We start from the raw sequence: 22,644 nt of genomic DNA on the forward strand, positions 1-22,644 counted from the left end.
ACTATGCAAACACCTGAATCTAACTTTCAATCGGTTATAGTTAAACATACATCATTATTCAGGAAGGAAGCTATGTCTGCTTTAACCATCTTATCTATTTTTGTTTTTTTTGTTGTGTTGTTTATCTTTCTGGAATACAGAAATGAAAAAAAGTACCAGAAAGAGAGACGCAGAAAACAGCAGAAAACAGCTCCTGATACAAGGACCGCACCTTCAAAAGAACAAAAGAAAGCTACACCAAAGCCTGAACCAAAACCAGAGAAAGAAGCTGAACCGACGACCGAGCCGGAACCGGAAATAGCACTTGAACCCGAAGAACCTCAAACTGAATCCATAATAGAGACAAAACAACTGCCTGAGGCGAATTATCCCCCGTTTACCCATGTTCGTCTAGTGGAAATGGGACTTTCTGACGAGGAAGCAAAAGAGTTTGTAGCTGAACTTATCCCGCAGATCGAAACAGAGATCCCTCTCATAGAAGCAGCGATAGAAGAAGGGGATTTTCACAAAATAGAAAAATTGACACATGGTATCAAAGGTTCAGCGACCAATCTGGGTACAGGTGGCGTCTCAGATCTTTTAACGGATTACAATACCTATGTGAAAACGGGAACAGATGTTGATATTACCAACGCCTACCTTGAACATCTCAAACACTACACCAATGAGCTCAAGGCACAATATACCTAAGCTCTTAACTTTTTGGCAAACTCCAATGCTTCATCCGTAGGATTTTCTCCTGCGATGATCCTTGCTATCTCAGAAACACGGCTCACATCATTCAAGACTTCCACCTGACTCTTTTGCCCTGCTTTTGTTACGACAACATGCTGTCCCGCTTTTGCTGTCAGATGCGGCTGATGAGAGATCGCAAAAACCTGGTACACTGAGGAGAGCTTATGGATCATCTCTGCTATGGCAATGGATTCATCTCCGCTCACATTGGCGTCTATCTCATCGAGAATAAGAACCCCCTGTTTACTCTTATCTTCAGGGATCGTCGTTGCCATCAGTGCCAAACGTACACGGTTAAATTCTCCTCCACTGAGTGTAGCGGTTTTTGATGAGCCGAGCATCACTTCTACACTGTCCATTCCACCTTCTGTCAAAGTGCCAGAAGAGAACACAAACGTAAGTGCAGGAAGTTTAAGTGTCGTCAGATACTCAGCTAAAGATCTTTCCAATATCTTTGCCTCTTTCTGGCGCGACTGAGAGAGTTTTGAAGCGATGATCTGTAACTCTGAAAACTCTAAAGCCAAAAACGACTCCAGCATACTCTTGTCCTGTTCTATATTCTGATAGCCGGAAAGTTCTTTCTCTTTAGATTCTTTATAGGCTAATGCTTCTTCTATACTGCCGTAACGGTTCTTCAGTGTGGTGAGGTCAGCCAGACGGTCCAGTACTTCTTCTACATTGACCTCTTCAAGTTCATCTGCAAGATTTTCCGTCTCTTCAAAATCAGCACGAAGTTGGTTCATCGCATCGCTAAATATGGACCCGTCTTTATCTAATAGTCTATAGACCTCTTCCACATTTGCTTCTAAGGAAAATATCTCTGAAGCGCTTGAAAGTGCATCTTTTATCTTGTCAATACGTGAAAGCTGCTGTTTGATCTTGAGCAATTCCTCTTCTTCACCTACCTGCGGGTTGATAGAAGCTATTTTTTCTACTTCATAGGTCGCATACTCTATGAGTTCAGCAAGCTTTGCTTCATCTTCTTTTATCTTTGCGAGCTGTGAAGCTTTTTCTTTATAATTTCTATAACGTTTTCTGTACTCTTTGCGTAACTGTTTAAACGTTTTATTTTTACTTAGAAGCTGATCATCGATCATCTCTAAAAGTGTTTCAGACTCAAAACCGCCTTTGTCGCGTACAGAGAGATACTTGACATAAGGCAGAAACATGTCATTCAAAGCTTTTTTAGAGATATTCTGGCCATCGATAAAGTAACGAAGCTTCTCTTTTTTAAGTGTTTTTACCGTCAGATCATTCTCCAGTTCAAAGGCATCACTTTGTAACTGTTCAGGCTTTAGCAAGTTCACTTCACACAATGCTGCAGCCCCTTGCGTACTGTACCCAAAACTCGAAAGTATCGCAGACATCAGTACAGACTTACCTGCACCGCTGGGTCCGGTTAAAACCACCAATCCATTTTCAAACTCTAATTCTACTTCATCAAAAGTAACAAGATCGCGCAAATATAAACGTTCTATCAATTCCCGGCACCCCATGAAAGTTTTTCTCTCAAGACAGAGAAATAATTGCGTTCTTTTCTATGCAGAAGTTTTGCACCGCGTTCTGCACCCCTGATCACCAGTACATCTTCGGGAACCATCTCATAATCATCCTGTCCGTCTATCACTGCAATGACACGTTCTTCGGGAGAAGAGAGTTCGATCGTAAAATCTGCAGGTACCACGAGAGGACGCTGTGTTAAAGAGTGTGCCAGTATGGGGGTCATAATGAGTGCCTGTGTCAGCGGATACATCACAGGACCGCCCGCAGCAAGGTTATATGCCGTTGATCCTGTAGGTGTCGCAATGATCAGTCCGTCCCCTTTATAGGTGTTAAATCTTTCTCCATCAATGGATGCATATATGGTTGAGATCTTGGAGACTACCGGACGTGTGATCACCACATCGTTAAAAGCAAAAAACGGCTCTTTTTGACCATTTTTTCTTTGTATATACCCTTCTATCATCATACGTTCATCAATGCGATATTCATCTCTGATTAGTTGTTCTAAAAACAACTCTACATCATCGATGGTCACATCAGCCAAAAATCCTAAATTACCGGCATTGATACCCACAACAGGTTTATCATGCCCATGAGAGCGGCGTACCAGGGAAAGCAGTGTACCATCTCCGCCCAAAGAGACCAAAAAGTCTGATTTTTCACACATTTTTTCAAAGGGCATACCTTCCAGACCTACTCTCTGCGCCGAACGTTCTGCCAGGATCACAGAAATACCTTTAGACTCGAACTGTGCCTTGATCCGTTCATACAATGCTTTTATCTCTGGGTCATTGGGTTTTAAAATAAACCCTGCAGTTTTTATCTGCGATAATTTTTCATTACTCATCTTTTTCCTGACTCTATTTAAGAAATATAATTGTTAGAGTAGCATAAATGTACTGTTAGTATTTGAAAATATTTCATATTGCCATATTTTTGTAAGTGAATTTAACCCTAAACTACTTTTTGATATAATCGCGCCATTATAAACAGATAGGATAGTCATGAGAACACATTATTGTGCAGAAGTAAATGAAGAACATATTGGACAGGAAGTTACCGTTGCGGGTTGGGTCTCTTCACGTAGAGACCATGGTGGACTTATATTCATCGACCTTAGAGACAAAGATGAAGTAGTACAGCTTGTGTGTGATCCGGCAGACGATGCAAATGCGCATAAAATAGCTGAAGAGGTCAGAGATCAGTTTGTATTGATCGCTAAAGGTAAAGTACGTGCCAGAGGTGAAGGGCTGGAGAACCCTAAACTAAAAACCGGGAAGATAGAGATCGTAGTGAACGACCTTAATATAGAAAACCGTTCTAAACCTATGCCTTTTGACCTCAATGATGACAAAGTAAATGAAGAGATCAAACTGAAGCACCGTTACTTAGAACTACGTACACAAAAATCTTACGATATCTTCAAGCTGCGTTCAAAAGCAACGATCGCTGCACGTAACTCACTTGATGCACTAGACTTCCTTGAAGTTGAAACACCTATTATTACTAAATCTACACCCGAAGGTGCCAGAGATTACCTTGTACCTTCACGTGTACATCCTGGTGAATTCTATGCACTTCCACAATCTCCGCAGCTTTTCAAGCAGCTTTTGATGGTGGGCGGTTTTGACCGTTACTTCCAGATAGCAAAATGTTTCAGAGATGAAGACTTAAGAGCAGACAGACAACCTGAGTTCACGCAAATAGATGTTGAAATGTCTTTCTGTGACCAGGAAGAGGTGATTGCCGTTGCAGAAAAACTGATACACGATGTATTTTCTGCATGCGGTTTTGACATTCCTACTACATTTAAACGTATGCCTCACTTTGAAGCGATGGAAAAATACGGTTCAGACAAACCGGATATGCGTTATGATCTGGCTATGGTAGATGTGATCGATATTTTTGAAAGATGTGACAATGAGATCTTCTCGAATATCGCAAAATCACCGAAGAAAAACCGTATCAAAGCACTCAAGGTACCAAAAGGTGATGAGATCTTCTCAAAACGTCAAATGAAAGGTTTTGAAGATTACGTTCGTAAATTCGGTGCATCCGGTCTGGGTTATTTCCAGATGAAAGAAGATGGTCTTAAAGGACCTCTTACTAAATTCTTTACAGAAGAAGATATTCAGGCGATCATTGAGAGATGTGGACTTGAAGTAGGTGATGCTGTCTTCTTTGGTGCAGGTGAGAAAAAACTGGTATGGGATTATATGGGTCGTTTCCGTATCTATCTTGCAGAAACCATGGATATCATTCCTAAAGATACATTTGAGTTCTTATGGGTCATGGACTTCCCTATGTTCGAAGTAGAAGATGGAAAGGTCAAAGCACTTCACCATCCATTTACACAGCCAAAATCATTGGATTATGAAGATATCGAAGAGATTGAATCGATCGCCTATGATATAGTACTGAACGGTACAGAGCTTGGTGGTGGATCGATCCGTATCCATAAAGAAGATGTGCAGGCAGAGATCTTTAAACTCCTTGGTATCGATGAAGAAGAAGCACAAGAGAAGTTCGGGTTCTTACTTGATGCACTCAAATTCGGTGCACCGCCACATGGTGGTTTTGCCCTCGGTCTTGACAGACTTATCATGCTAATGACCGGTGCTTCAAGTATCCGTGAGGTTATCGCATTCCCTAAAACACAAAAAGCACAGTGTCTTCTTACACAAGCACCAAGCGTTGTAGATGCAGAACAGCTTAAAGACCTGAGCCTTAGAATCAGACAAACACCAACAGCATAAAACAAAGGAAAGAAAAAACTATGAAAAAACTATTTTTAATCATTGGCGCACCGGGTTCAGGAAAAACAACAGATGCAAGTATCATCGCTGAAAAGAACAGTGACACTATCGTACACTACTCAACCGGTGATATGCTTAGAGAAGAAGTGGCAAGCGGAAGCGAACTGGGTCAAACGATAGAAAGCTATATCTCAAAAGGTGCCCTTGTACCACTTAAAATCATTGTGGACACTATCGTATCTGCTATCAAAAATGCACCTGTAGACAATGTACTTATCGATGGTTACCCAAGAAGTACGGAACAAATGACAGCTTTTGATGAACTTGTATCTAAAGAAGATGACATTGAGCTTGCGTCAGTGATCGAAGTAAGAGTGAGCGAGCAAGTAGCCAGAGAGAGAATTTTAGGCCGTCGTGCAGAAGCAGCACCTGGTGAAGAGAGAAGTGATGACAGTGAAGAGGTATTCAACGATAGAATGAAAATCTATACTGATCCATTGGCTGAGATTCAAGCATTTTATACTGAGAAGAACCTATTAGAAGTGATTTCTGGTGAAAGAACGCTTGAAGAAGTGGTTGCAGATATGGAAGCATTTGTAAAGAGCAAGATCTAAAACCAACGCCCACTCTTCTGGTGGGTAGCCCCAGACTCTTTTTATTTTCTTATTCAACACATAACCTCATATAATCTATATTCTCCTCACTATTTTATTACAAAAACAAATCCTACTCAATTAATAAAAAACATAGAATATATTGCTAAATATCCTTTAATATTTAATATATTTTAGCTACTATAGGTTTACATTTACTATAAGGACAAGGGAATGAACGTAAAGACAACAAGAACCTTAGGGAAATTGATCACACTTTCACTTATCACTTCAACGATGATACATGCAACAAACGGAGACAACCTTATTTCTGTAGGTGCTAAAGCCAGAGGTATGGGTGGTGTCGGGATCGCTATGGCACATGGTGCAGAATCTGGATTGAGCAACGGTGCACTGATCACAAGTGTAGAGAGCAGTGAAATCGGATTTGGTGGTACACTCTTTATGCCTGACATTGAAACTCAAATAAATGGCTTTGGAGATCCGGCTTATACCAGTGATGCAGATATGAATGTGATCCCTGAAGTGTCACTTGCACATAAGATCGATGAAAATTGGTATATCGGTGTTGGTATGTGGGGGACTGGTGGAATGGGTACAGATTACAGCAAAGCATCTGGTGGTGCATTTAATAACTTTAATATGGTAACCAACTTACAATTGATGCAATTTGCTGTACCTATTGCCTATAAAACGGGAGGCTTGAGTCTTTCGGTCACACCTGTACTTCAGTATGGGAATTTAGATATAAATTATATTATCGGACCAAATCCTCTAAACATTCCAGCAGGTTCTGTAGGCGCAGGTTTAGCACAAGACTTTGGCTTTGGATATAATGTAGGACTTGCCTATGACCTATCATCAAATGGTATCAGTGGTCTTACTTTTGGTGCTATGTATAAATCTGCCATAGAGATGGACTATGATGGTCAACTTACTACAGCTTCAGCACCTTTTGGACTTACACTTCCTAACGGAGATACACTTGAACAACCTGAAGAGTATGGTGTAGGTCTTGCCTATGCTATGGGTCAACATACGATAGCTTTTGACTATAAAAAAATAAAATGGTCTGATGCTAAAGGGTATAGTGACTACGGTTGGGAAGATTCCAATGTCTATGCAGTCGGTTACCAATATACAGAGAATGAATGGACCATAAGACTTGGTTACAATCATGCATCTTCTGCTGTAGTAGAAGTAGCGGATCCAAGACTTAACTTCTTTAACCTTCTTGGTTTTCCGGCAACTGCAGAAGATCACTATACAGTAGGGGCTAGCTACGAGTTTACACATGCATTTTCTCTTGACTTAGCCTATGTCTATCAAGACAATAATAACGAAACATTTGATGTAAGTACATTATTTGGACCAGGTGCAACTGTAAGTACTGATCACGCAGAAGACAGTGTTTCTTTCCAGTTAGCCTATAAGTTTTAATCCCTGTTAAAACTTTTAGGAAGAGGTGCTTTTCAGCATCTCTTCCAGTGTCACCTTGACATTCTCCCCCAAAGCATTGACATTGTAACCCCCTTCTAAAAAAAACACAAAGGGAACATCCGCACTATCCAGTATGATCCTAACAATACGTCTTATACCTTCCGTAGTGATATTCAATTGTGCCAAAGGGTCACTTTCATGCAGATCATACCCTGCAGAAACCAAAATGATGTCAGGTTTAAAGTCGTTGACAAGTGAAGGAAGCTCATTTTCATAGATATCAAGTAAATCGTTGTCTGAACTTCCCGCCATCACTGGAAAGTTTGCAGTATATCCCCTGCCTTTACCCTCTCCTTTCTCTAACTGGGCACCTGTACCGGGGAATATATACGCCTGATGTGATGAGAAATAAAATACAGAGTCATCTTCATAAAAGGTGTCTTGTGTACCATTACCATGATGGACATCAAAATCGACGATCATCACTTTTTCATATCCTATGCTCTGTGCATACCGTGCAGCTATGGCAATATTATTGAAAAGGCAAAAGCCCATGGCTTGTGCGGGTCTGGCATGATGTCCTGGAGGTCTTACGGCACAAAAAGCCCGTTCAAATTCCCCAGACTTTATACCATCCAATGCTACGACTCCTGCTCCCACTGCCATCCTTGCTGCATCAAATGAATCCACACTGCAGACAGTATCCGAATCAATACTTCCTTCATAGGCACAAACATTTTTAATAGTCTCTATATGATCAGGAGAGTGTACAAGTTCAAGTATACTTTCTGAAGCACTTATCGGAGAGGTAAATGTCAAAAATGAATGCAGTTCTTCAATAGCTTTATTGATCGCTCTAAGGCGCTCTGGAGACTCCGGATGCATTGCACCGGTATGATGCTGTAGATAGATATCATCAGTTATATATGCTACTTTCATCCCACTATTATACTCTCTTTTTCAGTTGAGCGATCTCCTTTTTTAATTCTTCTATCTCTTTTTTCAGTCTTGCATTCTCTTTACGTAAGCTATAGGGTTCTTTATTTTCTTCTTTCAAGATAGACTTTTGAACCTCTTTTTCAACCGTATCATCCAGTAAGATATAGACGACATCTTTACCGTTCTCTACGACTGTTTCTGTTGGAACTTGACCTGATTTTGTCATTTTTACCACATTGAATATACTCAGTTTATGTTTTGTAGCATATGCCTTAACCGTTAATTTTTCCATGAGAATCCTACACATTTTTTTTACTTTTCTAAGATATAATATGACAAATTTCATAAGGATTACAACATGTACAGTAAAAAATTGCACCCAATGATGCTATTGCTTCTTATCTCTCTTGCTTTTACTCAATTTTCATTTGCAAAACCAGCTGCCCAGCTGAATGCAGATGTTGATGCAGCCATCAAAAAATTTGAAAAAGAAGTGGTAGGGGGACCAGAATTTCTTTCAAAAGTAAAAGGTTATCTTGTCTTTCCTTCTGTCATAAAAGGTGGATTTATCCTTGGAGGAGAATATGGTGAAGGTGCCCTTCGTATCAATGGTACGACCAAACACTTTTACAGTATGACATCCGCTTCCATAGGATACCAAGCCGGTGTGCAAGAGCATTCAGTCCTCATCGCCTTTCTTTCAGAAGCTTCTTTAAACAATTTTATTCGAAGTAACGGATGGGAAGCCGGTGTAGATGGTTCTATTACTGTAGCGGACTGGGGAAAAAATAAAGATATCACCTCTATCAGTTATGAAAAACCTATTGTTGCATTTATCTATGGTGCAGAAGGTTTGATGTTAGGTGTCAGTATAGAAGGTACCAAATTCCAAAGGATCATACCTAATTAATCGTTGAAACGATCCTTATAAGAACACTTCTGGCAAAGTTCTTCAACGGCTTTGCCCTCTTTAAACCCCTCCAGCATATTGACAGCACGTTTTGCAGTTAAGATCTCATCCAAACTATTTTCATGCAAATCGCCAAGTTCTATGACACCGTCACAGTCCAAACAACAAGGTACCACTTTCCCACTGGCCAGGATAGCCACATGCGACTGTAGTCCCTGGCATGTACCATGACCGTATATTTTGTTCTTTAAAGAAGGCCATTCAAAATAGTTATCAAAATGTACAAGTACTTTAGAGGCTAAACGTATGGACTTTGGTTTCTCTTTATATATGCTATTAAGATCAAGTTTTGTATCAAAGCTAGACGAAAGTTTTTCAAAGAGTGTTTCATTAAATGTTCGTTCACTCATCATCTCATCCAGATTCCAAACACGTAAATTAATAAAAATATCTTCTTCTCTCTTCAGCTTGGCTTCACATAATGCAAGTACGGGGTTCATATACTGTTCAAAGGTGATAGAAGTATCATTTTTATTGAAACTGTTGAGTGAAATGTTAATCTGTTTTACACAGGGATGAAAAAGTGTATCATAAGCATGCTTCTTTAAAAAATATCCGCTGGTCGTGAGCATCGCTTTAAGCCCATGCTTGTGGATAATATCCAAATAGGCATTCAGATTGGACAGTGTGAGGGGATCTCCAACCACATGACAAGCGATCTCCTTGGTATACGCTTTGGCCTGGTTTACGATGGATTCAAAAAAATCCAGGTCCATCTCTTTAGTGGGTAGCGCCTTTGTAGGACAAAAACTGCAGGAGAGTCCACATACATTGGTAAGCTCTATGTAAATACGGTAAAATTTCATGATGATTATTTCATACAGCTAGAAAGGTCAGTCATATTTTTTGCACGATTCACACAGGGGATGCGAGATTGTAACGCTATGATTTCATCTTCTATTTTATCGAGTATTATATCTTTTTGTTTCTCATCCCAAAGTGTAATCTCTTCATGCTTCTCTCCTGACATTTGTACCTTGATCTGATTACAATATTCCATACATTGGTTGGCTGTAGCAGGGTCTTCGACTGTCTGTAGACATTCGCGTGTTTTCTTCATAGATCTTAAGAGCTTGGGTAAGAGTTTCTTTTGTCTTTTATACATATCTTTAGACATACGATTAATAAACTTTATCCTCTCTTCATCGCTACTGTCACTTGTATTTATGTCACTAACACCCAAAGCAGCTTCTTGTAATATTTTATAGACATTTTCGGATTTATATCTGTTCTTTGTTTTAATTTTATCTTTAAAAAGTGCAAACTCTTGTACAGGGAAATCAGGCAGGAGATACGCCTCGGAAGAAGTATTACTATCAAAAATGACCTTCGTTGCCTCTTTTACATACATAACATCAAATATATGGGCTTCTAACTTAAGAACTATGTTTTTATAAATGCATTTTTTTACACCTGAACCTTCCCATATATCACAAGAGACACCGGCAACTGTTTCCTCTCCTGTTTTTCTCAAAGAGAGTGTTTCATCATCACTATTGATATCATAAGAGCTTTTTTTACGTTCCAAAAGTTGTTCATTTGCATAATCAGCAGTAATGACCGTATCTTTTGTATGTTTTACAAATCTCTTTACCTGCTGTTTATGTTTAAGAGCGCCCGTAGTCACTACGACTCCGCTCTCTTCTTCCAACTTCACTTCACCCCAGTCCTTAAAACGTAATGTTGCCTTACCTTGTATACTGAGATTTGTTTCAGGTGTCAGTTGTGTCCCGCCACTGATCTCATAAAGGACCATACCTGACTCTACATCAAAAGGATGCGGTAACATTTCTGCATGCAGAAGCGTTGCCAGTCCAAAAAATAAAATTGTTTTCATATAATGTCCTATAGACATAAGCACCCTTGCCACTAGATGATCATTTGATTACAGTATTGTAACATAATAATAAACTATAAAAGATATCTACACACCATACTCTAATGCCATACTATTCCAAAAGTAGATAAAGGATCACACTTTTCCTTTTTCATACCATTTTCTCAGCCATGCATCCATCGGGTACATGATACGGTAAATTGCAGGGACCACCAACAGTGTCAAAATAGTCGAACTCATAAGCCCTCCGATGATCGCCAGTGCCATAGGAGCATTACTCTCATGCCCTGCTCCGCCTCCAAATGCCAGAGGGAGCATCGCACCGATCATGGCAAAAGTGGTCATTAAGATAGGACGAAGTCTTTTTTCTCCTGCTTCCAAGATGGCTTCATTGACCTCTTTCCCTTCTTTGATCGCCTGATTGGCAAAGTCAACGACCAGGATCGCATTCTTCCCTACCATACCAAGCAGGAGAATGATACCGATCATAACAAAGAGAGAGAAATTGTTCCCCGTTAAGTAGAGTGCCACGATCACCCCCGTAAAGGAAAGCGGCATCGCCACCATGATAATGAACGGCTGGATGATAGACTCATAGAGTGCTGCAAGTATCAGATAGATCAAAATAATTGCAAGCAGTACAGCAGCACCAAACGCGGCATTGGTATCGGCCATATTCTCAATATCTCCCGTATAACGGTAATTATACCCTGCAGGTAGGATCTCTCCAATTTTGTCATCAACCACGTTCATGATCACATCCAAACTGGTCTCGTACATCCCTGATGTCACCATGACCTTACGCTCACGGTCATAGCGGTTTATGGATGCGGTACCGGTATGCTCCTCAAATGTGATCAATCCTTCAAGCGAAACAAATTCACCGTCACGGTTTTTGACCTGAAGTTTTTTAATATCATCGATCGTACTTCGATATTGATCTTCAAAACGCAGGGTAATATCAAACTCTCGGCCGTTCTCTTCATAGTAGGATATCGCTCTGTCACTGGAGTACGCGCTTGAAAGAATACCGGCTATCTCGTTAGCACTCACCCCTGAACGCTGTGCATTCTCTCTTAAAATATCTATTTTTATTTCCGGTTTTCCACTCTCATAGTCTCTGTCTATACCTACTGCCCCTTTGGTTGCTTTGAGTAGATCCATCAACTTTTGTGTCGTTTCGTTCAGCACATCAAGATCATCTCCTGTGACAACGATCTGTACGGGTGCATTGCTGCTGCCCGTATCAAACGGTGCAACCTCTTCAACGGTAACGACCATATCCTTTATTGTTTTAAATGTATCGGCATACTGCTGCACCACATCCTCTTGTGAAACAGACCTCTGATCTACAGGCTTAAGCTTGGCATAGATCTTGGCCTTGTGGATCTCTTTAGCACTGTTATACCCAATGGAGAGTACTGTATACTCTATGTTCTCATCATGCTCCATTTTCTCAAGCATAGGCTTCATTTTTTTCTTCATCTCTTCCAGGCTTGTTCCTACAGGAGCCTTTGTAAATACCTGAAACTCACTGTTGTCCTGCATCGGTACGAAGTCCATTCCTGTAGAGAGTTTGGTTGAGGAAACCAGCAATCCTATCGTGACAAGGATAGTGATCCATTTAAAACGGATCAAGGGTTTAAGTATCGCTACATAAGCTCTGTCAAGCCTCACAAAAATGGGCTCTGTCATATGGAAAAATCTGCTCTCCTTGGCACGCAATACCCGTGCTCCGACCGTCGGGATGAACATTACTGCAACCAGGTAAGATATCACAACCCCTGAAGCTACAGTCATGGCAAAAGAGTTAAAGAACATACCCACGATCCCGTCCATAAAAGCTACAGGTACGAATACGGCAAGCAATACTGAAGAGATCGCCAAGATGGAAAATGATACCTCTTTGATCCCTTCAAAGGATGCCTTGAACGGCTCCATTCCTGCTTCCATCTTTTTAGTGATGTTTTCGATCACAACGATCGCATCATCAATGAAGATACCGATCGCAAGGGTAAGTCCTATAAGTGTCAACTTATTCAGGTCATACCCCAACCAGTCAATAATCGCAAACGTACCAATGATCGATGTAGGAATTGCCAATGCAGACACGATCGTCGCAGTCACATTTCTAAGAAAGAAAAAGACAATAATGATCGCCAATATGGAACCATAAATGAGGTCAAAGGTCACATTATCTATATTCACCATGATCTTGTCGCTCTGGTCCTGCAGCAGTTGCAGTTCATAATCATCCCCGGCTATGGTTTCGAGACGTGGCATCACCGATTTGACTCCGTTGATGATATCCAGTACATTTTCTCCGGAGATCTTTTTGACCTCGAGCATGACACCTTGATTTCCGTTGTACGAAGAGAAACTGCTGCTGTCACTCAAACCATCTACCACCCGTGCCACATCTTTCAGTTTAATTCCCGGTTTGATGATCAATTCTTTAAGATCCTCAACACTGATGGCATCCGCTTTCACTTTGATCACAGTCTCTTTTTGATCACTGATAAGCTTACCAGCTCCCTGGTTGATGTTCTGGGCAGCAACGATATTTTGTACATCTAGCGGTGTAAGATCGTATTTATTGAGCTTGAACGGGTCAACAAAAATACGTATCTCTCTGTCCTGATACCCAATGATATTGACTTCGCCCACACCTTTGATACGTTGAAGTATAGGCTTGATCTTTTCATCAGACATTCGCATCAGTGCAGTGACATCACCTGTTTTACTTGCAATAAAAAGATCGATCACCACGCCGCTTGCACCCAGTTTTTTTACGATGGGTTTCTCTACTTCATTTGGAAGTACTACCGAACCGATCTTGTCACGTACATCATTAGTGGCTTCATCGATATCCTTAAAAAGCTCAAACTGTATGGTTACCGTACTAAATCCTTCATAAGAGGTTGACATCAGTTTGTCGATCCCATCGATCCCGCTGACCGCTTCTTCGAGTTTATCGGTTACTTTGGTTTCCACTGTACTGGCATCTGCACCATCATAGTTCGTTTGAATGGTCACGACAGGGAAATCGACATTGGGGAAAAGATTGACAGGCATCGTGTTATAGGACATCAATCCAAATACAATGAAAGACAATACCCCCATCAATGTTGTGATAGGTCTGTTTATGGCAAATTTATACATCACTTCCTACTTTACTGTAATATATCCATCACCAAAGAGACCCGCAGGAAAACTCTCTGCTTTGACCTCGGCCAACATCTTTCGTGATTTTGTATCTATGGTCGGGTAGATCTTGTAAATCGTCCCCTCGTACACGCTATCATCCCCGTCAACTTTGTATTTAAAATGATCACCGACTTTCACTTTACCGTGATATTTCTGATCAAAATTGAGTATCAGTTTTCTTGCTTTTAGACTTTGTATATCATAAACCTCCGTGATCATTTGTCCGCTGACCACATCTCCGACTTCAATATGTTTTGAGGTGATGATACCGTCGAATGGAGCACGAAGATAGGTTTTTGCTAAAAGTGCTTCTTGATACTTGAGTTGAACTTTTGCATTGTCATACTTGTAGGCATAACTTTCAAACAGGGAGACATTAATATGCTGCTGAACCTTTTTTTGTCGTTCATAATCACTCTGTGCATATTTCAAGGCCACTTTTGAAACTTCAACCATCGCCTCAATGTCATCATTCAGTAATTCTGCCAGCAAATCATCTTTTTTCACGACTGAGCCGATATCTACCCTCATCTCTCCAACTATACCACTGCTGCTAAAAGCCAGGGATGCACTCTTTTCGGCTTTCACTTCAAATGTAGCATAGATCTCCTCTGCATTCAACTGTAATACCATGAATAATAAAAATACAATCTTTCTCATCTAATAAACTCCTTTGGGTCTTTCCCTGCATAATAGTAATAGATCGACTTACCGATCTCATAATCATAAAGTGTCTCTTTGTAACGTGACTGGGCAACTGTTTTTTCTGTCAGTGCATCAAGAAAAGCAATATTGTCGATCAATCCGACCTCAAATTTGTTTTTGAGCACCGCATAGGTACTGTTTGCAGCACGTAAAGCACTTTGGGCACTTTTAAGTCTTGTACGTATCGTCTCCAGACTTTTTTGTGACAAGTTATAATTCATCATTTGTTCATTTTTTGCATAATCGATCTCTGAGAGCAGTGCCATTTTCTGATACTTCACTGCTTCACTCTCTTTTGCTATTTTCCCTTTGTCAAAAAGTCGCATATTCACTGAGATCATCACTTTGTTCTGATGATCCAACAATAATCCGTCTCCACTCAGGTCACCCATGGAAACGGTATCGTCAAAACGTGATCTGTTATAGGTATCAGATATATTGATCTGAGGTCCGTATCCTGCATTGATAGCCTGTGAATTTTCACCTACGGCATTGGCATTGGCCTGAAGCATTTTAATGTTTTCAAAGATTTCAAACTCTACATTTTCAGGTTCTTTAAAAGTGTTCTTTTTTAACCCTGTCACAGGCAACCCGCTAAGAAGTTCCAGATTTCTTTCACTTCTTAAAAGTTCCAGCTTTGTATTGGCCATGGTATAGTTATTGCTGTCATATTCTGCCTGCAGTTTATCCACTTCCTCCTGTGTAGAGAGGCCTGCACTCTTAAACTTTTTTATACGTTTGATCTGTGCCTGCAGTTCAATCGATCGTTCTTTCAGTGCCTGCAGTGTTGCTCTGAGTTTCTGCAATCCATAATAATGACGTACGATCTCAAGCGTGATGCTTTTTTCAAATGCACGTTTTTCAAAAAGCGCTGCTTCATGTTCATATCGTTTGGCATCCAACAGTGCACTTTTTCTACCGCCGTCATATATCTCCAGGTTCACCGTAGCAAATGCGCTTGACGTCTGCCCCGGGTTCACTATATTTGTTGGAGAGACATAGCTATGGCTTGCTCCGACGTCTATGGTTGGCCAGTAAGCACTTTTGGCTGCCTCCACCTCTTCTTGTTTTGCCTTGATACGTATCTCTTTTGCTGTGATCAATCCGTTCTCTTTATTGGCATTTTCCACCAACGTTCTTAAACCATAACTTTGAGCAAATATACATAAAGGTAATAACAATCCTAAAACAATTCTCATCTACCCCTCCTTATTTAGATGGCAAGATCATGTCCAAAAACAGATCTATCTCTTTTTTAATGTCACATGACTCCAAACGGGAATCCACGACCAAACCTGTAGCAAACAAAGTTAAAGAACTGGAAGAGATAGGCATACTCTTCTCAATTTCTCCTGAGGCTTTGCCTGCTTCTAAAATCAGATCCAGTATCATGGTAAATTTCTTTCTACACTCTTCACTGAAAACCAGCATTGCCTCTGGTTCACTAGAGAGTGAAATAGCAAGAAATTCCTGATACACATTAAGATGCTTTCCTGCTATCTCATTTTCAAACAAGAAATAGAGGAAATGAAATAGTTTTTCTCTTGTTGTTATGGGTGAATCCACTAATGCCAATAACTCTTTTTCATGATCGGCAATAAAGGTTGTAATGATTTCAAAAACAATATCTTCCTTGTTTTCAAAATACTCATAAATCGTTCCTTTCCCTACACCTGCAGTTTTTGCGATCTGAGATATGGTAAGTGAATTTATCCCATGTTCCAAGAGTAATTCTCTACATGAAAGCGCAATATTTCTACGCTTTTCTTCCTTATTTACGATAATTGCCATAATATTCCTTTATATGACTGACCGTCGGTCAATAAAGAAAGTATAGCATATTTTATTTATAATTACAATTTGACTCTGTTATATATCTCTACTGACTGTTTTATTATGTTTTAAGTATTCTATTTTAAGAATACAGATTAATCCACTAAGTTCTTAAACCTATTTATCAATTCGACTAAAGTGACCCAAAACACTCCCAGCCCTATGCCCGTGATTACATCACTAAACCAATGTACATCCAGATAGACTCTGGAAAAAGCGATGATAAGTGGCCATACGATACAACTTATCAATAAGAGTGACCGTAAAGCTATGGTATTCACTCTTTTAGCAAGTATAAAATAGAGCGCCAGTGCCATAGCTGTTGCCATTGTGGCATGACCTGAGGGGAAAGAGGAAGTTGCTATCGAAAGTAACTCTGAACTCGGCCTGGCACGCTGTACGATAAGTTTGATAGCAATATAAGCGATATTTGCACCAGACACAGAAAGAATATAGAACAAAAGATCGTTATACCATCGTTTGTAGATCAAGAAAAGTATCATACATAGTGAAAAGATAAAAATACCCATAGCACCGTTGAAATGGGTCAGTGTAACCATAAATGTATTCCATAATGGGGTCTGTATAGTATTGATATACGTCTCTACCCATCGATCGATCACAAGAATAGACTCTTTTTCTGTCACATCTTCTGCCATTTTTGCAAAGAGATAGAAACCTAGGATATTCATTATGATCACTACTTTGTTTTGTAAAATAAATGTGAGTACTCTAGTTTTCATGACTACCCTTCATCAAAAGAAACAGCAATGTCAGTACTAATGTCCCCGCCAATGAGTATATCAATGCACTCTGCATATTCCAGTGTTCCCATATGAACCCAGCGATATATGCACCCAATGCCCCAAAGAGTGCTACTCCTGCGTAAAAAACACCATAGACTGATCCTTTATTGGTTGCACTTCGTGCTATAAAAGCACGGTTGGCATTCAGGGAAGCCACAGTGAAGAGTCCCAGAAAAGCATAGGCAATCCAAGTAAAAAAAGGACTCTGAAACATTAAAAGTCCTTGCGCAGCAACGCCGCAGGCATAAGAGAATGCCAAAACCCGTTTCACACCGAATCGATCAATGAGTATGCCAAAAAGATAACTGCTCAGTGTCTGTACACCAGAAGAGACAACAAAGAGCAAAGGGATGACAGCTGTGGCAATGCCAACCATTTTGGCTTGCATCGTAAAAAAAGAAGGACTGAAGACAAAAAGCAAAAATAGAAAATAAAAGAAGAGTGCAGCGATCGTTTTTTTGTCATTCTGTGTCAATGTAAACGATTGTTTGGGGTGTCTGATCGGTTTAGGGACATCACGTACAAAAAATGTAACGATCACAACTCCTATGATACCGGGGACAAAAGTAGCATAAAAGATGTTACGCATGACCATTTCACTCTGACCAAAGTACCAAAGCAGTACAAAGAGCAACAACGCACCGCTCAGCTCTCCTGCGATATCCATCATCTTATGAAAACCAAAGGTTTTACCTGTTGCGCGTTCTGTGCTATACTGGACGATCATCACATCTTTAGGCGCAGAACGCAGCCCTTTCCCCAATCTCTCCGCTACCTGCAAACCAGCTACAGTTTTATATCCCTGTGTCAATCCTATCAGAGGCTTGCTCAACGCAGAAAAAGCATATCCAGCTACCACCAAGGGCTTGACAATGCCATATCTGTCGGAAATATAACCCGATACCAAACGAAGCGCATAAGAAGCAAAAGTAGATATCGCTACGATAATACCCAGTTTGTCCATCCCCTCCTCTAAGACCAAGATGACGAAAATAGGTAAAATAGGCATGATCATTGCAGAAGCCATATCGGTAAAAAAACTTACCCAACCTAGCATTATGACATTTTTATTGAGATGTTTCATGCTCTTGAATAATTCTCATGTGTACTCAAATCTGTCATCCTCTTTTCCTCACCCCACACTATGGGTCTATCTACTCAGTAAAGCAAGCAGCAAAACATACTAAAGTTCCCTGACTCCTCTGGCCACATCTTCTTCCAGTTGTGCAAATGCTCTGTCCATAGCATTGACTATACTGCCGGCATCTTCATTCGTTGGCACCGTTGTACTAAATAATTTAAGCACTTTTTTGTCTGTTCGTATATTTCTTACTTCCCAGCTTGCATCAAGATATACAGTACCTTCCTGGGCAATAAAACGTGATACTTGCACGTTTATTTTGATGTCCGGCTGACCATCTGTACCCCAGGGATATGCATATACACCAGGCTGTTTGAACTTTTTTTGCAAGAAGGAGATCAGCCTTCGTGTCAATCCTGCATCCATATCTTCGGCCCATGCTGATCCCCCTAAAAATATGACATGGTTCGATGATTTGGCAACAGCGATCTCTCTTTTAAAAAGATACTTGGGTACCTCAACCTTCTCAACCCCTATCACTTGAGACTTGTAAGGATAGAGCTCTTTGGGTTGTGAAGCTGTAGAAAGGACATAATAGTTATTCAAAGCACAGCCGCTTACGATAAAAAGAGCACACACTGTTAATAGTAGTTTGATCCTGGTCATTATTTATCTCCAAAAATAAGTGAATTTGGTTTACGGTTCAACATTTTCAGGAACTCCTCCATCTCTTGAGATGTTTCCGTCACCTCTTTGAGTGTTTGAGAAATTTGATGTGTTAAGAGTGAATTACTGTCATACCCTTTGAGCACCTTTTTCGCTGTACGGAGTGTTGTTGTCAACTCTTTCATGGCTTTATTCATCTCATCCGGCATCGTTTTAAAGGTTTTTGCTTCTGTCATTGCATTAAGATTATTCACGGTCTGTTGCAGGTCTGCCACTATTTTCTGTATAGGCTCTTCATTCTCATCGACCACTCTGTTCAGAGAAGCGACCAGTTTTTCAACCCCATCAACTATGCCTCTTGTATCATTGGGAACAGAAGGAAGACGTACAAAATGCTCTCCCTGTATAATATCTCTTTGTGTTGTGTTCGTATCAAACACCAAGTCAACAAAGAGTGTACCTGTAAAAGGGTCTGCTGAAGATATTTTCGCACTTAATCCCTCTTCTAAAGCCTGATAGAATTTCTGTTGGCAACTTGTGATATCATCACGCTTTGTGGCAAAAGAGGAGAGGTCTATGTCAACAAGGATCTTCCCCAGTATCTTATGTGTATCCTTATTGTAGGAGAGTTTAATATCTTTTACACGTCCTACTTCATACCCTTCATACTGTACCAATGCACCTTTTTTGAGTTTAGCGATAGAGTCTTCGGTCAGGATTTCAAAGGTATTGATAAAATCCCCGCCTTTCCCGATCACTTGTCCTTCAGCCAGATTAGCATTTTTGTAAAGACGGAAAACGAATTTGTCAGGTACCCTGTCAGAAGTATTTACTCCTGCTGAGGAGAACTCGATACCCCCTTGTACCAAATGCGTCACAGGTGCTACATTGACATCAAGCCTTCCATGGGCCAGACTCATCTCGAGCGCACTCATCACCCAGAACTTGGAACTTCTGTGCACATAAGGAACATAGAGTTTGTTGATAAAGACCACAAACTCAACCCCCTGCCCATCCAAAGAGATGTTCACATGTTCCACCTGACCCGCTTCAATATTCTTAAAATAGACAGGTGTACCTTTTTTGACATTATAGCTTGAGGGTGCACTAAGCTGAAAGTACATACCGTCTTCCGTATAACGATACGCCTGTGTCAAGCCATGAAAAGATTTTTTGGGTTCTCCGCCTTTAGCAGAAAACATATCGATATAGGTTCCAGATATCAAAGTCTCAAGACCTGAAATACCGGAGATCCCTACTACAGGCTTGACGATCCAGAATTTTGCATGGGTATTCAAATAAGGGGTGGCAGATTTTTCCATTCTTGCGATCACTGTCACACCTTCACCCTCTTCTTGCAAGACGATCTTTTTTACTGTACCTATAGGTACATTTCTATATTTGATCTGACTCTGTCCCGCATGCAATCCTGCATTTTCAGGAAAAACAATTTCTATTTCAGGTCCTAGTTCAGAAAAATACTGATATGCCAGCCAGCCAGCTATAATGAGTGCGATAAACGGCACGATCCATATGGAGGTAATAAGGTTGAATTTACTTGATTCTTCTATTGTAGGTCGCTGTGTTGACATTTATTGATATCCCTTAATTAGACGTTCATTAAAAGCATGTGCTGCTAAAAGTGTAAAAAATACTGAGAGTGCAAAAGCCGTCGCTGCCATTCCCGCAATGATCTCAATATTTGCAAGATGAATAAGTGCGGCAAGTATGGCTACCACAAAAACATCGATCATAGACCATGGACCAATGACCTCTGTCATATAATACAATTTATGCTTATTGACTTTCTTATCTTTCCCTATAGGGTATTTTACACTAATCAACAAATAAATCAAAACAAGAAACTTGAGTACAGGTATCAGAATGGATGCAACAAAGATGATCATGGCTATAGGGTAGGAACCATGTTCCCATAACATGACAACACCGCCCAGTAGTGTATTGCCCTCCTCGCTTCCAAACTGTTTAGTGATAAGCATTGGATAGATATTGGCCGGTATATAGGCGATCATAGCTGTGATAAGGAATGCCCAGGATTTTTCTGTACTAAAACGTTTATGGTGATAAATAGCAGAATTACAACGTCGGCATCTGTTCTTTCTACCCTTATCTAGATTCACAGCCCCGCATATCGGACATCTTATGAGTTTATCTTTATCTATTTCTATCACTTTGCATCCTCCTTTAACAGGATTCTTTTTCGCAGCATCCATAGGTCAAAGAGATGCATACGTTTGACTATGTAGAGGTCGATCAGTACAAAGATCATAAGTGCCCAAAATGCAATGCCCATATGGATCTGAGCATACCCGATCAATTTCACCAGTGCAACGAGTATACTGATCAGAAAGATATCTGTCATACTCCAAGGCTTGATATGTGCAAGCAAAACAAGAAGTTCTTTGGTTAACTTCTTACCCCGTTTCATCTTTAAAAGCGTAAAAAGCAGCATATTGATAGTAAAGACCATAAAAGGAAAAATAAAAATGAGAAAGGTACAAAGGATCCCTACAAAATAAAACCCATATTCAAACAGAGAAAAGATCGTTTTAGGGACCGTAATGAACTGTCCGTGCCCTAGTATCTCTATCTGCACCAAAGGAAAGAGATTGGCAAGTATAAAAAACACAAGGCCTGTGACACTCAATGCCAGACCATGATCGATCAGTTTACTGTCATATCTGTAAAGTACTGCCCCGCATGCTGAACAGCATGCCTTCGTACCGTCTTCAAGAGGTAACTCTTCATGCAGTGTAAAACATTGCTCACAGAGTATAAGGTCATCAAGTGCATCTTCATTTTCAAGTTTCATAGATATAATTATAGCTGATATAACTAAGGACCATAATGCGTATTCTCTCTATAGGTAAAACACTGCAACATAATAAACTCGAAATAGTATCTATAGAAGGGGCATCCCTACATACACTGATAAATATAGAAACATTTGACTACATCATCATCTCTGGTGGTGATGGTACGATCAGACGTGTTATCAAACAACTTCACACGATGACATACTCGGCACGTTTCATACTCAACCCCATAGGTTCCTTTAATGTTGTCGCAAAACTTCACAAAGTACCAAAGCTCCAGACACTGCTTGATGCTTTGGCAAACGGTGAAACCCTTCCTACACAAAAACACCCTTACTTTACGATCAATGAGGAGGTCTTTCTCTTCTCTGCAGGGAATATGGGTGATCTGCAGCATATCTTCCTTTCTGAAACACTGCGTTTTGGCCTCCTGAAAAACAACATGGGAAAATATCTGCTTGCTTTTCTTTTCTTACTGCCGCTGCACCTCATCATGACACCCTTCATGCTTATGAGTTCGAACCGTTTTTTCATCTTCACCCCTGCATCATTCATCAAAAAATTCGGTAGTTTTTACGGAGAGGTGAAAGAGATGAATATCCAATTGGAAGATACCTATAACCACATAGAACTCGATGGTGACATTGTCACGATCACAGATAATCTTCTTCACATCAAACCCGCCGGGCATATTCATATCGTGACACTATAAACG

General features: G+C 40.3%; 22 protein-coding genes. 6 read left to right on the forward strand and 16 right to left on the reverse strand.

Annotated elements, in window-relative coordinates:
- Window positions 1-72 precede the first annotated feature (72 nt).
- Window positions 73-690 carry an Hpt domain-containing protein gene (locus tag MN086_RS06835; RefSeq protein ID WP_248575269.1) on the forward strand — a complete coding sequence of 206 codons (618 nt, stop codon included), beginning with the start codon at window positions 73-75 and terminating at the stop codon, window positions 688-690.
- Here MN086_RS06835 and MN086_RS06840 read toward each other — a convergent pair.
- Window positions 687-2,231, reverse strand: a complete 1,545-nt coding sequence (locus MN086_RS06840; protein ID WP_248575270.1) for a DNA recombination protein RecN — start codon at window positions 2,229-2,231, stop codon at window positions 687-689. The two genes, MN086_RS06835 and MN086_RS06840, sit on opposite strands and share 4 nt — an antisense overlap.
- Window positions 2,213-3,085, reverse strand: coding sequence for an NAD(+)/NADH kinase (locus MN086_RS06845; protein ID WP_248575271.1), 873 nt, complete (start codon window positions 3,083-3,085; stop codon window positions 2,213-2,215). The genes MN086_RS06840 and MN086_RS06845 overlap by 19 nt, the downstream gene beginning before the upstream one ends.
- 157 nt (window positions 3,086-3,242) lie before the next feature.
- Between MN086_RS06845 and aspS the strand changes: the two genes are divergently transcribed.
- From aspS to MN086_RS06860, 3 genes are all read left to right on the forward strand, one after another.
- Window positions 3,243-4,994: an aspartate--tRNA ligase gene (gene aspS / locus MN086_RS06850; protein ID WP_248575272.1), complete on the forward strand. Its 1,752-nt coding sequence runs from the start codon at window positions 3,243-3,245 to the stop codon at window positions 4,992-4,994.
- A 20-nt stretch (window positions 4,995-5,014) separates the two neighbouring features.
- Window positions 5,015-5,608, forward strand: a complete 594-nt coding sequence (locus MN086_RS06855) for an adenylate kinase (RefSeq protein WP_248575273.1) — start codon at window positions 5,015-5,017, stop codon at window positions 5,606-5,608.
- 213 nt (window positions 5,609-5,821) lie between these two features.
- On the forward strand, window positions 5,822-7,048 hold the full coding sequence (locus MN086_RS06860; protein ID WP_248575274.1) for an OmpP1/FadL family transporter: 1,227 nt from the start codon (window positions 5,822-5,824) through the stop codon (window positions 7,046-7,048).
- Window positions 7,049-7,063: 15 nt separating this feature from the next.
- Here the strand turns inward: MN086_RS06860 and MN086_RS06865 are convergent, their stop codons facing one another.
- The gene (locus MN086_RS06865; RefSeq protein WP_248575275.1) at window positions 7,064-7,987 is read right to left on the reverse strand and encodes a histone deacetylase; all 924 of its coding nucleotides are present in this window, start codon (window positions 7,985-7,987) and stop codon (window positions 7,064-7,066) included.
- A gap of 7 nt (window positions 7,988-7,994) precedes the next feature.
- Window positions 7,995-8,279, reverse strand: coding sequence for a hypothetical protein (locus MN086_RS06870; protein ID WP_248575276.1), 285 nt, complete (start codon window positions 8,277-8,279; stop codon window positions 7,995-7,997).
- A gap of 66 nt (window positions 8,280-8,345) precedes the next feature.
- On the opposite strand from MN086_RS06870, the gene MN086_RS06875 reads away from it, so the two are divergent.
- Window positions 8,346-8,897: a YSC84-related protein gene (locus MN086_RS06875; RefSeq protein ID WP_248575277.1), complete on the forward strand. Its 552-nt coding sequence runs from the start codon at window positions 8,346-8,348 to the stop codon at window positions 8,895-8,897.
- Here MN086_RS06875 and MN086_RS06880 read toward each other — a convergent pair.
- From MN086_RS06880 to MN086_RS06935, 12 genes are all read right to left on the reverse strand, one after another.
- Entirely contained in the window at window positions 8,894-9,763 is an 870-nt protein-coding gene (locus tag MN086_RS06880; protein WP_248575278.1) for a radical SAM/SPASM domain-containing protein, read from the reverse strand. The two genes, MN086_RS06875 and MN086_RS06880, sit on opposite strands and share 4 nt — an antisense overlap.
- A 5-nt stretch (window positions 9,764-9,768) precedes the next feature.
- Window positions 9,769-10,794, reverse strand: a complete 1,026-nt coding sequence (locus tag MN086_RS06885; RefSeq protein WP_248575279.1) for a hypothetical protein — start codon at window positions 10,792-10,794, stop codon at window positions 9,769-9,771.
- A gap of 135 nt (window positions 10,795-10,929) precedes the next feature.
- Window positions 10,930-13,956 carry an efflux RND transporter permease subunit gene (locus MN086_RS06890; protein WP_248575280.1) on the reverse strand — a complete coding sequence of 1,009 codons (3,027 nt, stop codon included), beginning with the start codon at window positions 13,954-13,956 and terminating at the stop codon, window positions 10,930-10,932.
- Between the two features lie 6 nt (window positions 13,957-13,962).
- Window positions 13,963-14,661 (reverse strand): efflux RND transporter periplasmic adaptor subunit, encoded by a 699-nt coding sequence (locus MN086_RS06895; protein ID WP_248575281.1) that lies wholly within the window; start codon window positions 14,659-14,661, stop codon window positions 13,963-13,965.
- Entirely contained in the window at window positions 14,658-15,905 is a 1,248-nt protein-coding gene (locus MN086_RS06900; RefSeq protein WP_248575282.1) for a TolC family protein, read from the reverse strand. The genes MN086_RS06895 and MN086_RS06900 overlap by 4 nt, the downstream gene beginning before the upstream one ends.
- A gap of 10 nt (window positions 15,906-15,915) precedes the next feature.
- Window positions 15,916-16,497 (reverse strand): TetR/AcrR family transcriptional regulator, encoded by a 582-nt coding sequence (locus MN086_RS06905; RefSeq protein ID WP_248575283.1) that lies wholly within the window; start codon window positions 16,495-16,497, stop codon window positions 15,916-15,918.
- Between the two features lie 137 nt (window positions 16,498-16,634).
- Window positions 16,635-17,282 carry a phosphatase PAP2 family protein gene (locus MN086_RS06910; protein WP_248575284.1) on the reverse strand — a complete coding sequence of 216 codons (648 nt, stop codon included), beginning with the start codon at window positions 17,280-17,282 and terminating at the stop codon, window positions 16,635-16,637.
- Window positions 17,272-18,402 carry an MFS transporter gene (locus MN086_RS06915; RefSeq protein ID WP_248575285.1) on the reverse strand — a complete coding sequence of 377 codons (1,131 nt, stop codon included), beginning with the start codon at window positions 18,400-18,402 and terminating at the stop codon, window positions 17,272-17,274. Before MN086_RS06915 ends, MN086_RS06910 begins: the two co-directional genes overlap by 11 nt.
- A 126-nt stretch (window positions 18,403-18,528) precedes the next feature.
- Window positions 18,529-19,092 carry a membrane integrity-associated transporter subunit PqiC gene (locus tag MN086_RS06920; protein WP_248575286.1) on the reverse strand — a complete coding sequence of 188 codons (564 nt, stop codon included), beginning with the start codon at window positions 19,090-19,092 and terminating at the stop codon, window positions 18,529-18,531.
- Window positions 19,092-20,684: an intermembrane transport protein PqiB gene (locus tag MN086_RS06925; protein ID WP_248575287.1), complete on the reverse strand. Its 1,593-nt coding sequence runs from the start codon at window positions 20,682-20,684 to the stop codon at window positions 19,092-19,094. Before MN086_RS06925 ends, MN086_RS06920 begins: the two co-directional genes overlap by 1 nt.
- Window positions 20,685-21,284: a paraquat-inducible protein A gene (locus MN086_RS06930; protein ID WP_248575288.1), complete on the reverse strand. Its 600-nt coding sequence runs from the start codon at window positions 21,282-21,284 to the stop codon at window positions 20,685-20,687.
- Window positions 21,281-21,925 (reverse strand): paraquat-inducible protein A, encoded by a 645-nt coding sequence (locus MN086_RS06935; RefSeq protein ID WP_248575289.1) that lies wholly within the window; start codon window positions 21,923-21,925, stop codon window positions 21,281-21,283. The genes MN086_RS06930 and MN086_RS06935 overlap by 4 nt, the downstream gene beginning before the upstream one ends.
- Before the next feature lie 35 nt (window positions 21,926-21,960).
- Here MN086_RS06935 and MN086_RS06940 point away from each other — a divergent pair, with 35 nt between their 5' ends.
- Window positions 21,961-22,641, forward strand: coding sequence for a diacylglycerol kinase family protein (locus MN086_RS06940; RefSeq protein WP_248575290.1), 681 nt, complete (start codon window positions 21,961-21,963; stop codon window positions 22,639-22,641).
- The last annotated feature ends 3 nt before the right edge of the window (window positions 22,642-22,644 follow it).

The organism is Sulfurovum sp. XGS-02 (assembly GCF_023213175.1).
Classification (GTDB): domain Bacteria; phylum Campylobacterota; class Campylobacteria; order Campylobacterales; family Sulfurovaceae; genus Sulfurovum.

What these genes read in the sequence shown, in the direction of transcription:
- MN086_RS06875 (WP_248575277.1), top strand. Translation starts at nt 8,346, where the DNA reads ATGTACAGTAAAAAATTGCACCCAATGATGCTATTGCTTCTTATCTCT.
- MN086_RS06925 (WP_248575287.1), bottom strand. Translation starts at nt 20,684, where the DNA reads ATGTCAACACAGCGACCTACAATAGAAGAATCAAGTAAATTCAACCTT.
- MN086_RS06845 (WP_248575271.1), bottom strand. Translation starts at nt 3,085, where the DNA reads ATGAGTAATGAAAAATTATCGCAGATAAAAACTGCAGGGTTTATTTTA.
- MN086_RS06855 (WP_248575273.1), top strand. Translation starts at nt 5,015, where the DNA reads ATGAAAAAACTATTTTTAATCATTGGCGCACCGGGTTCAGGAAAAACA.
- MN086_RS06940 (WP_248575290.1), top strand. Translation starts at nt 21,961, where the DNA reads ATGCGTATTCTCTCTATAGGTAAAACACTGCAACATAATAAACTCGAA.
- aspS (WP_248575272.1), top strand. Translation starts at nt 3,243, where the DNA reads ATGAGAACACATTATTGTGCAGAAGTAAATGAAGAACATATTGGACAG.
- MN086_RS06865 (WP_248575275.1), bottom strand. Translation starts at nt 7,987, where the DNA reads ATGAAAGTAGCATATATAACTGATGATATCTATCTACAGCATCATACC.
- MN086_RS06860 (WP_248575274.1), top strand. Translation starts at nt 5,822, where the DNA reads ATGAACGTAAAGACAACAAGAACCTTAGGGAAATTGATCACACTTTCA.
- MN086_RS06880 (WP_248575278.1), bottom strand. Translation starts at nt 9,763, where the DNA reads ATGAAATTTTACCGTATTTACATAGAGCTTACCAATGTATGTGGACTC.
- MN086_RS06915 (WP_248575285.1), bottom strand. Translation starts at nt 18,402, where the DNA reads ATGCTAGGTTGGGTAAGTTTTTTTACCGATATGGCTTCTGCAATGATC.
- MN086_RS06840 (WP_248575270.1), bottom strand. Translation starts at nt 2,231, where the DNA reads ATGGGGTGCCGGGAATTGATAGAACGTTTATATTTGCGCGATCTTGTT.
- MN086_RS06900 (WP_248575282.1), bottom strand. Translation starts at nt 15,905, where the DNA reads ATGAGAATTGTTTTAGGATTGTTATTACCTTTATGTATATTTGCTCAA.
- MN086_RS06905 (WP_248575283.1), bottom strand. Translation starts at nt 16,497, where the DNA reads ATGGCAATTATCGTAAATAAGGAAGAAAAGCGTAGAAATATTGCGCTT.
- MN086_RS06835 (WP_248575269.1), top strand. Translation starts at nt 73, where the DNA reads ATGTCTGCTTTAACCATCTTATCTATTTTTGTTTTTTTTGTTGTGTTG.
- MN086_RS06910 (WP_248575284.1), bottom strand. Translation starts at nt 17,282, where the DNA reads ATGAAAACTAGAGTACTCACATTTATTTTACAAAACAAAGTAGTGATC.
- MN086_RS06935 (WP_248575289.1), bottom strand. Translation starts at nt 21,925, where the DNA reads ATGAAACTTGAAAATGAAGATGCACTTGATGACCTTATACTCTGTGAG.
- MN086_RS06920 (WP_248575286.1), bottom strand. Translation starts at nt 19,092, where the DNA reads ATGACCAGGATCAAACTACTATTAACAGTGTGTGCTCTTTTTATCGTA.
- MN086_RS06885 (WP_248575279.1), bottom strand. Translation starts at nt 10,794, where the DNA reads ATGAAAACAATTTTATTTTTTGGACTGGCAACGCTTCTGCATGCAGAA.
- MN086_RS06895 (WP_248575281.1), bottom strand. Translation starts at nt 14,661, where the DNA reads ATGAGAAAGATTGTATTTTTATTATTCATGGTATTACAGTTGAATGCA.
- MN086_RS06870 (WP_248575276.1), bottom strand. Translation starts at nt 8,279, where the DNA reads ATGGAAAAATTAACGGTTAAGGCATATGCTACAAAACATAAACTGAGT.
- MN086_RS06890 (WP_248575280.1), bottom strand. Translation starts at nt 13,956, where the DNA reads ATGTATAAATTTGCCATAAACAGACCTATCACAACATTGATGGGGGTA.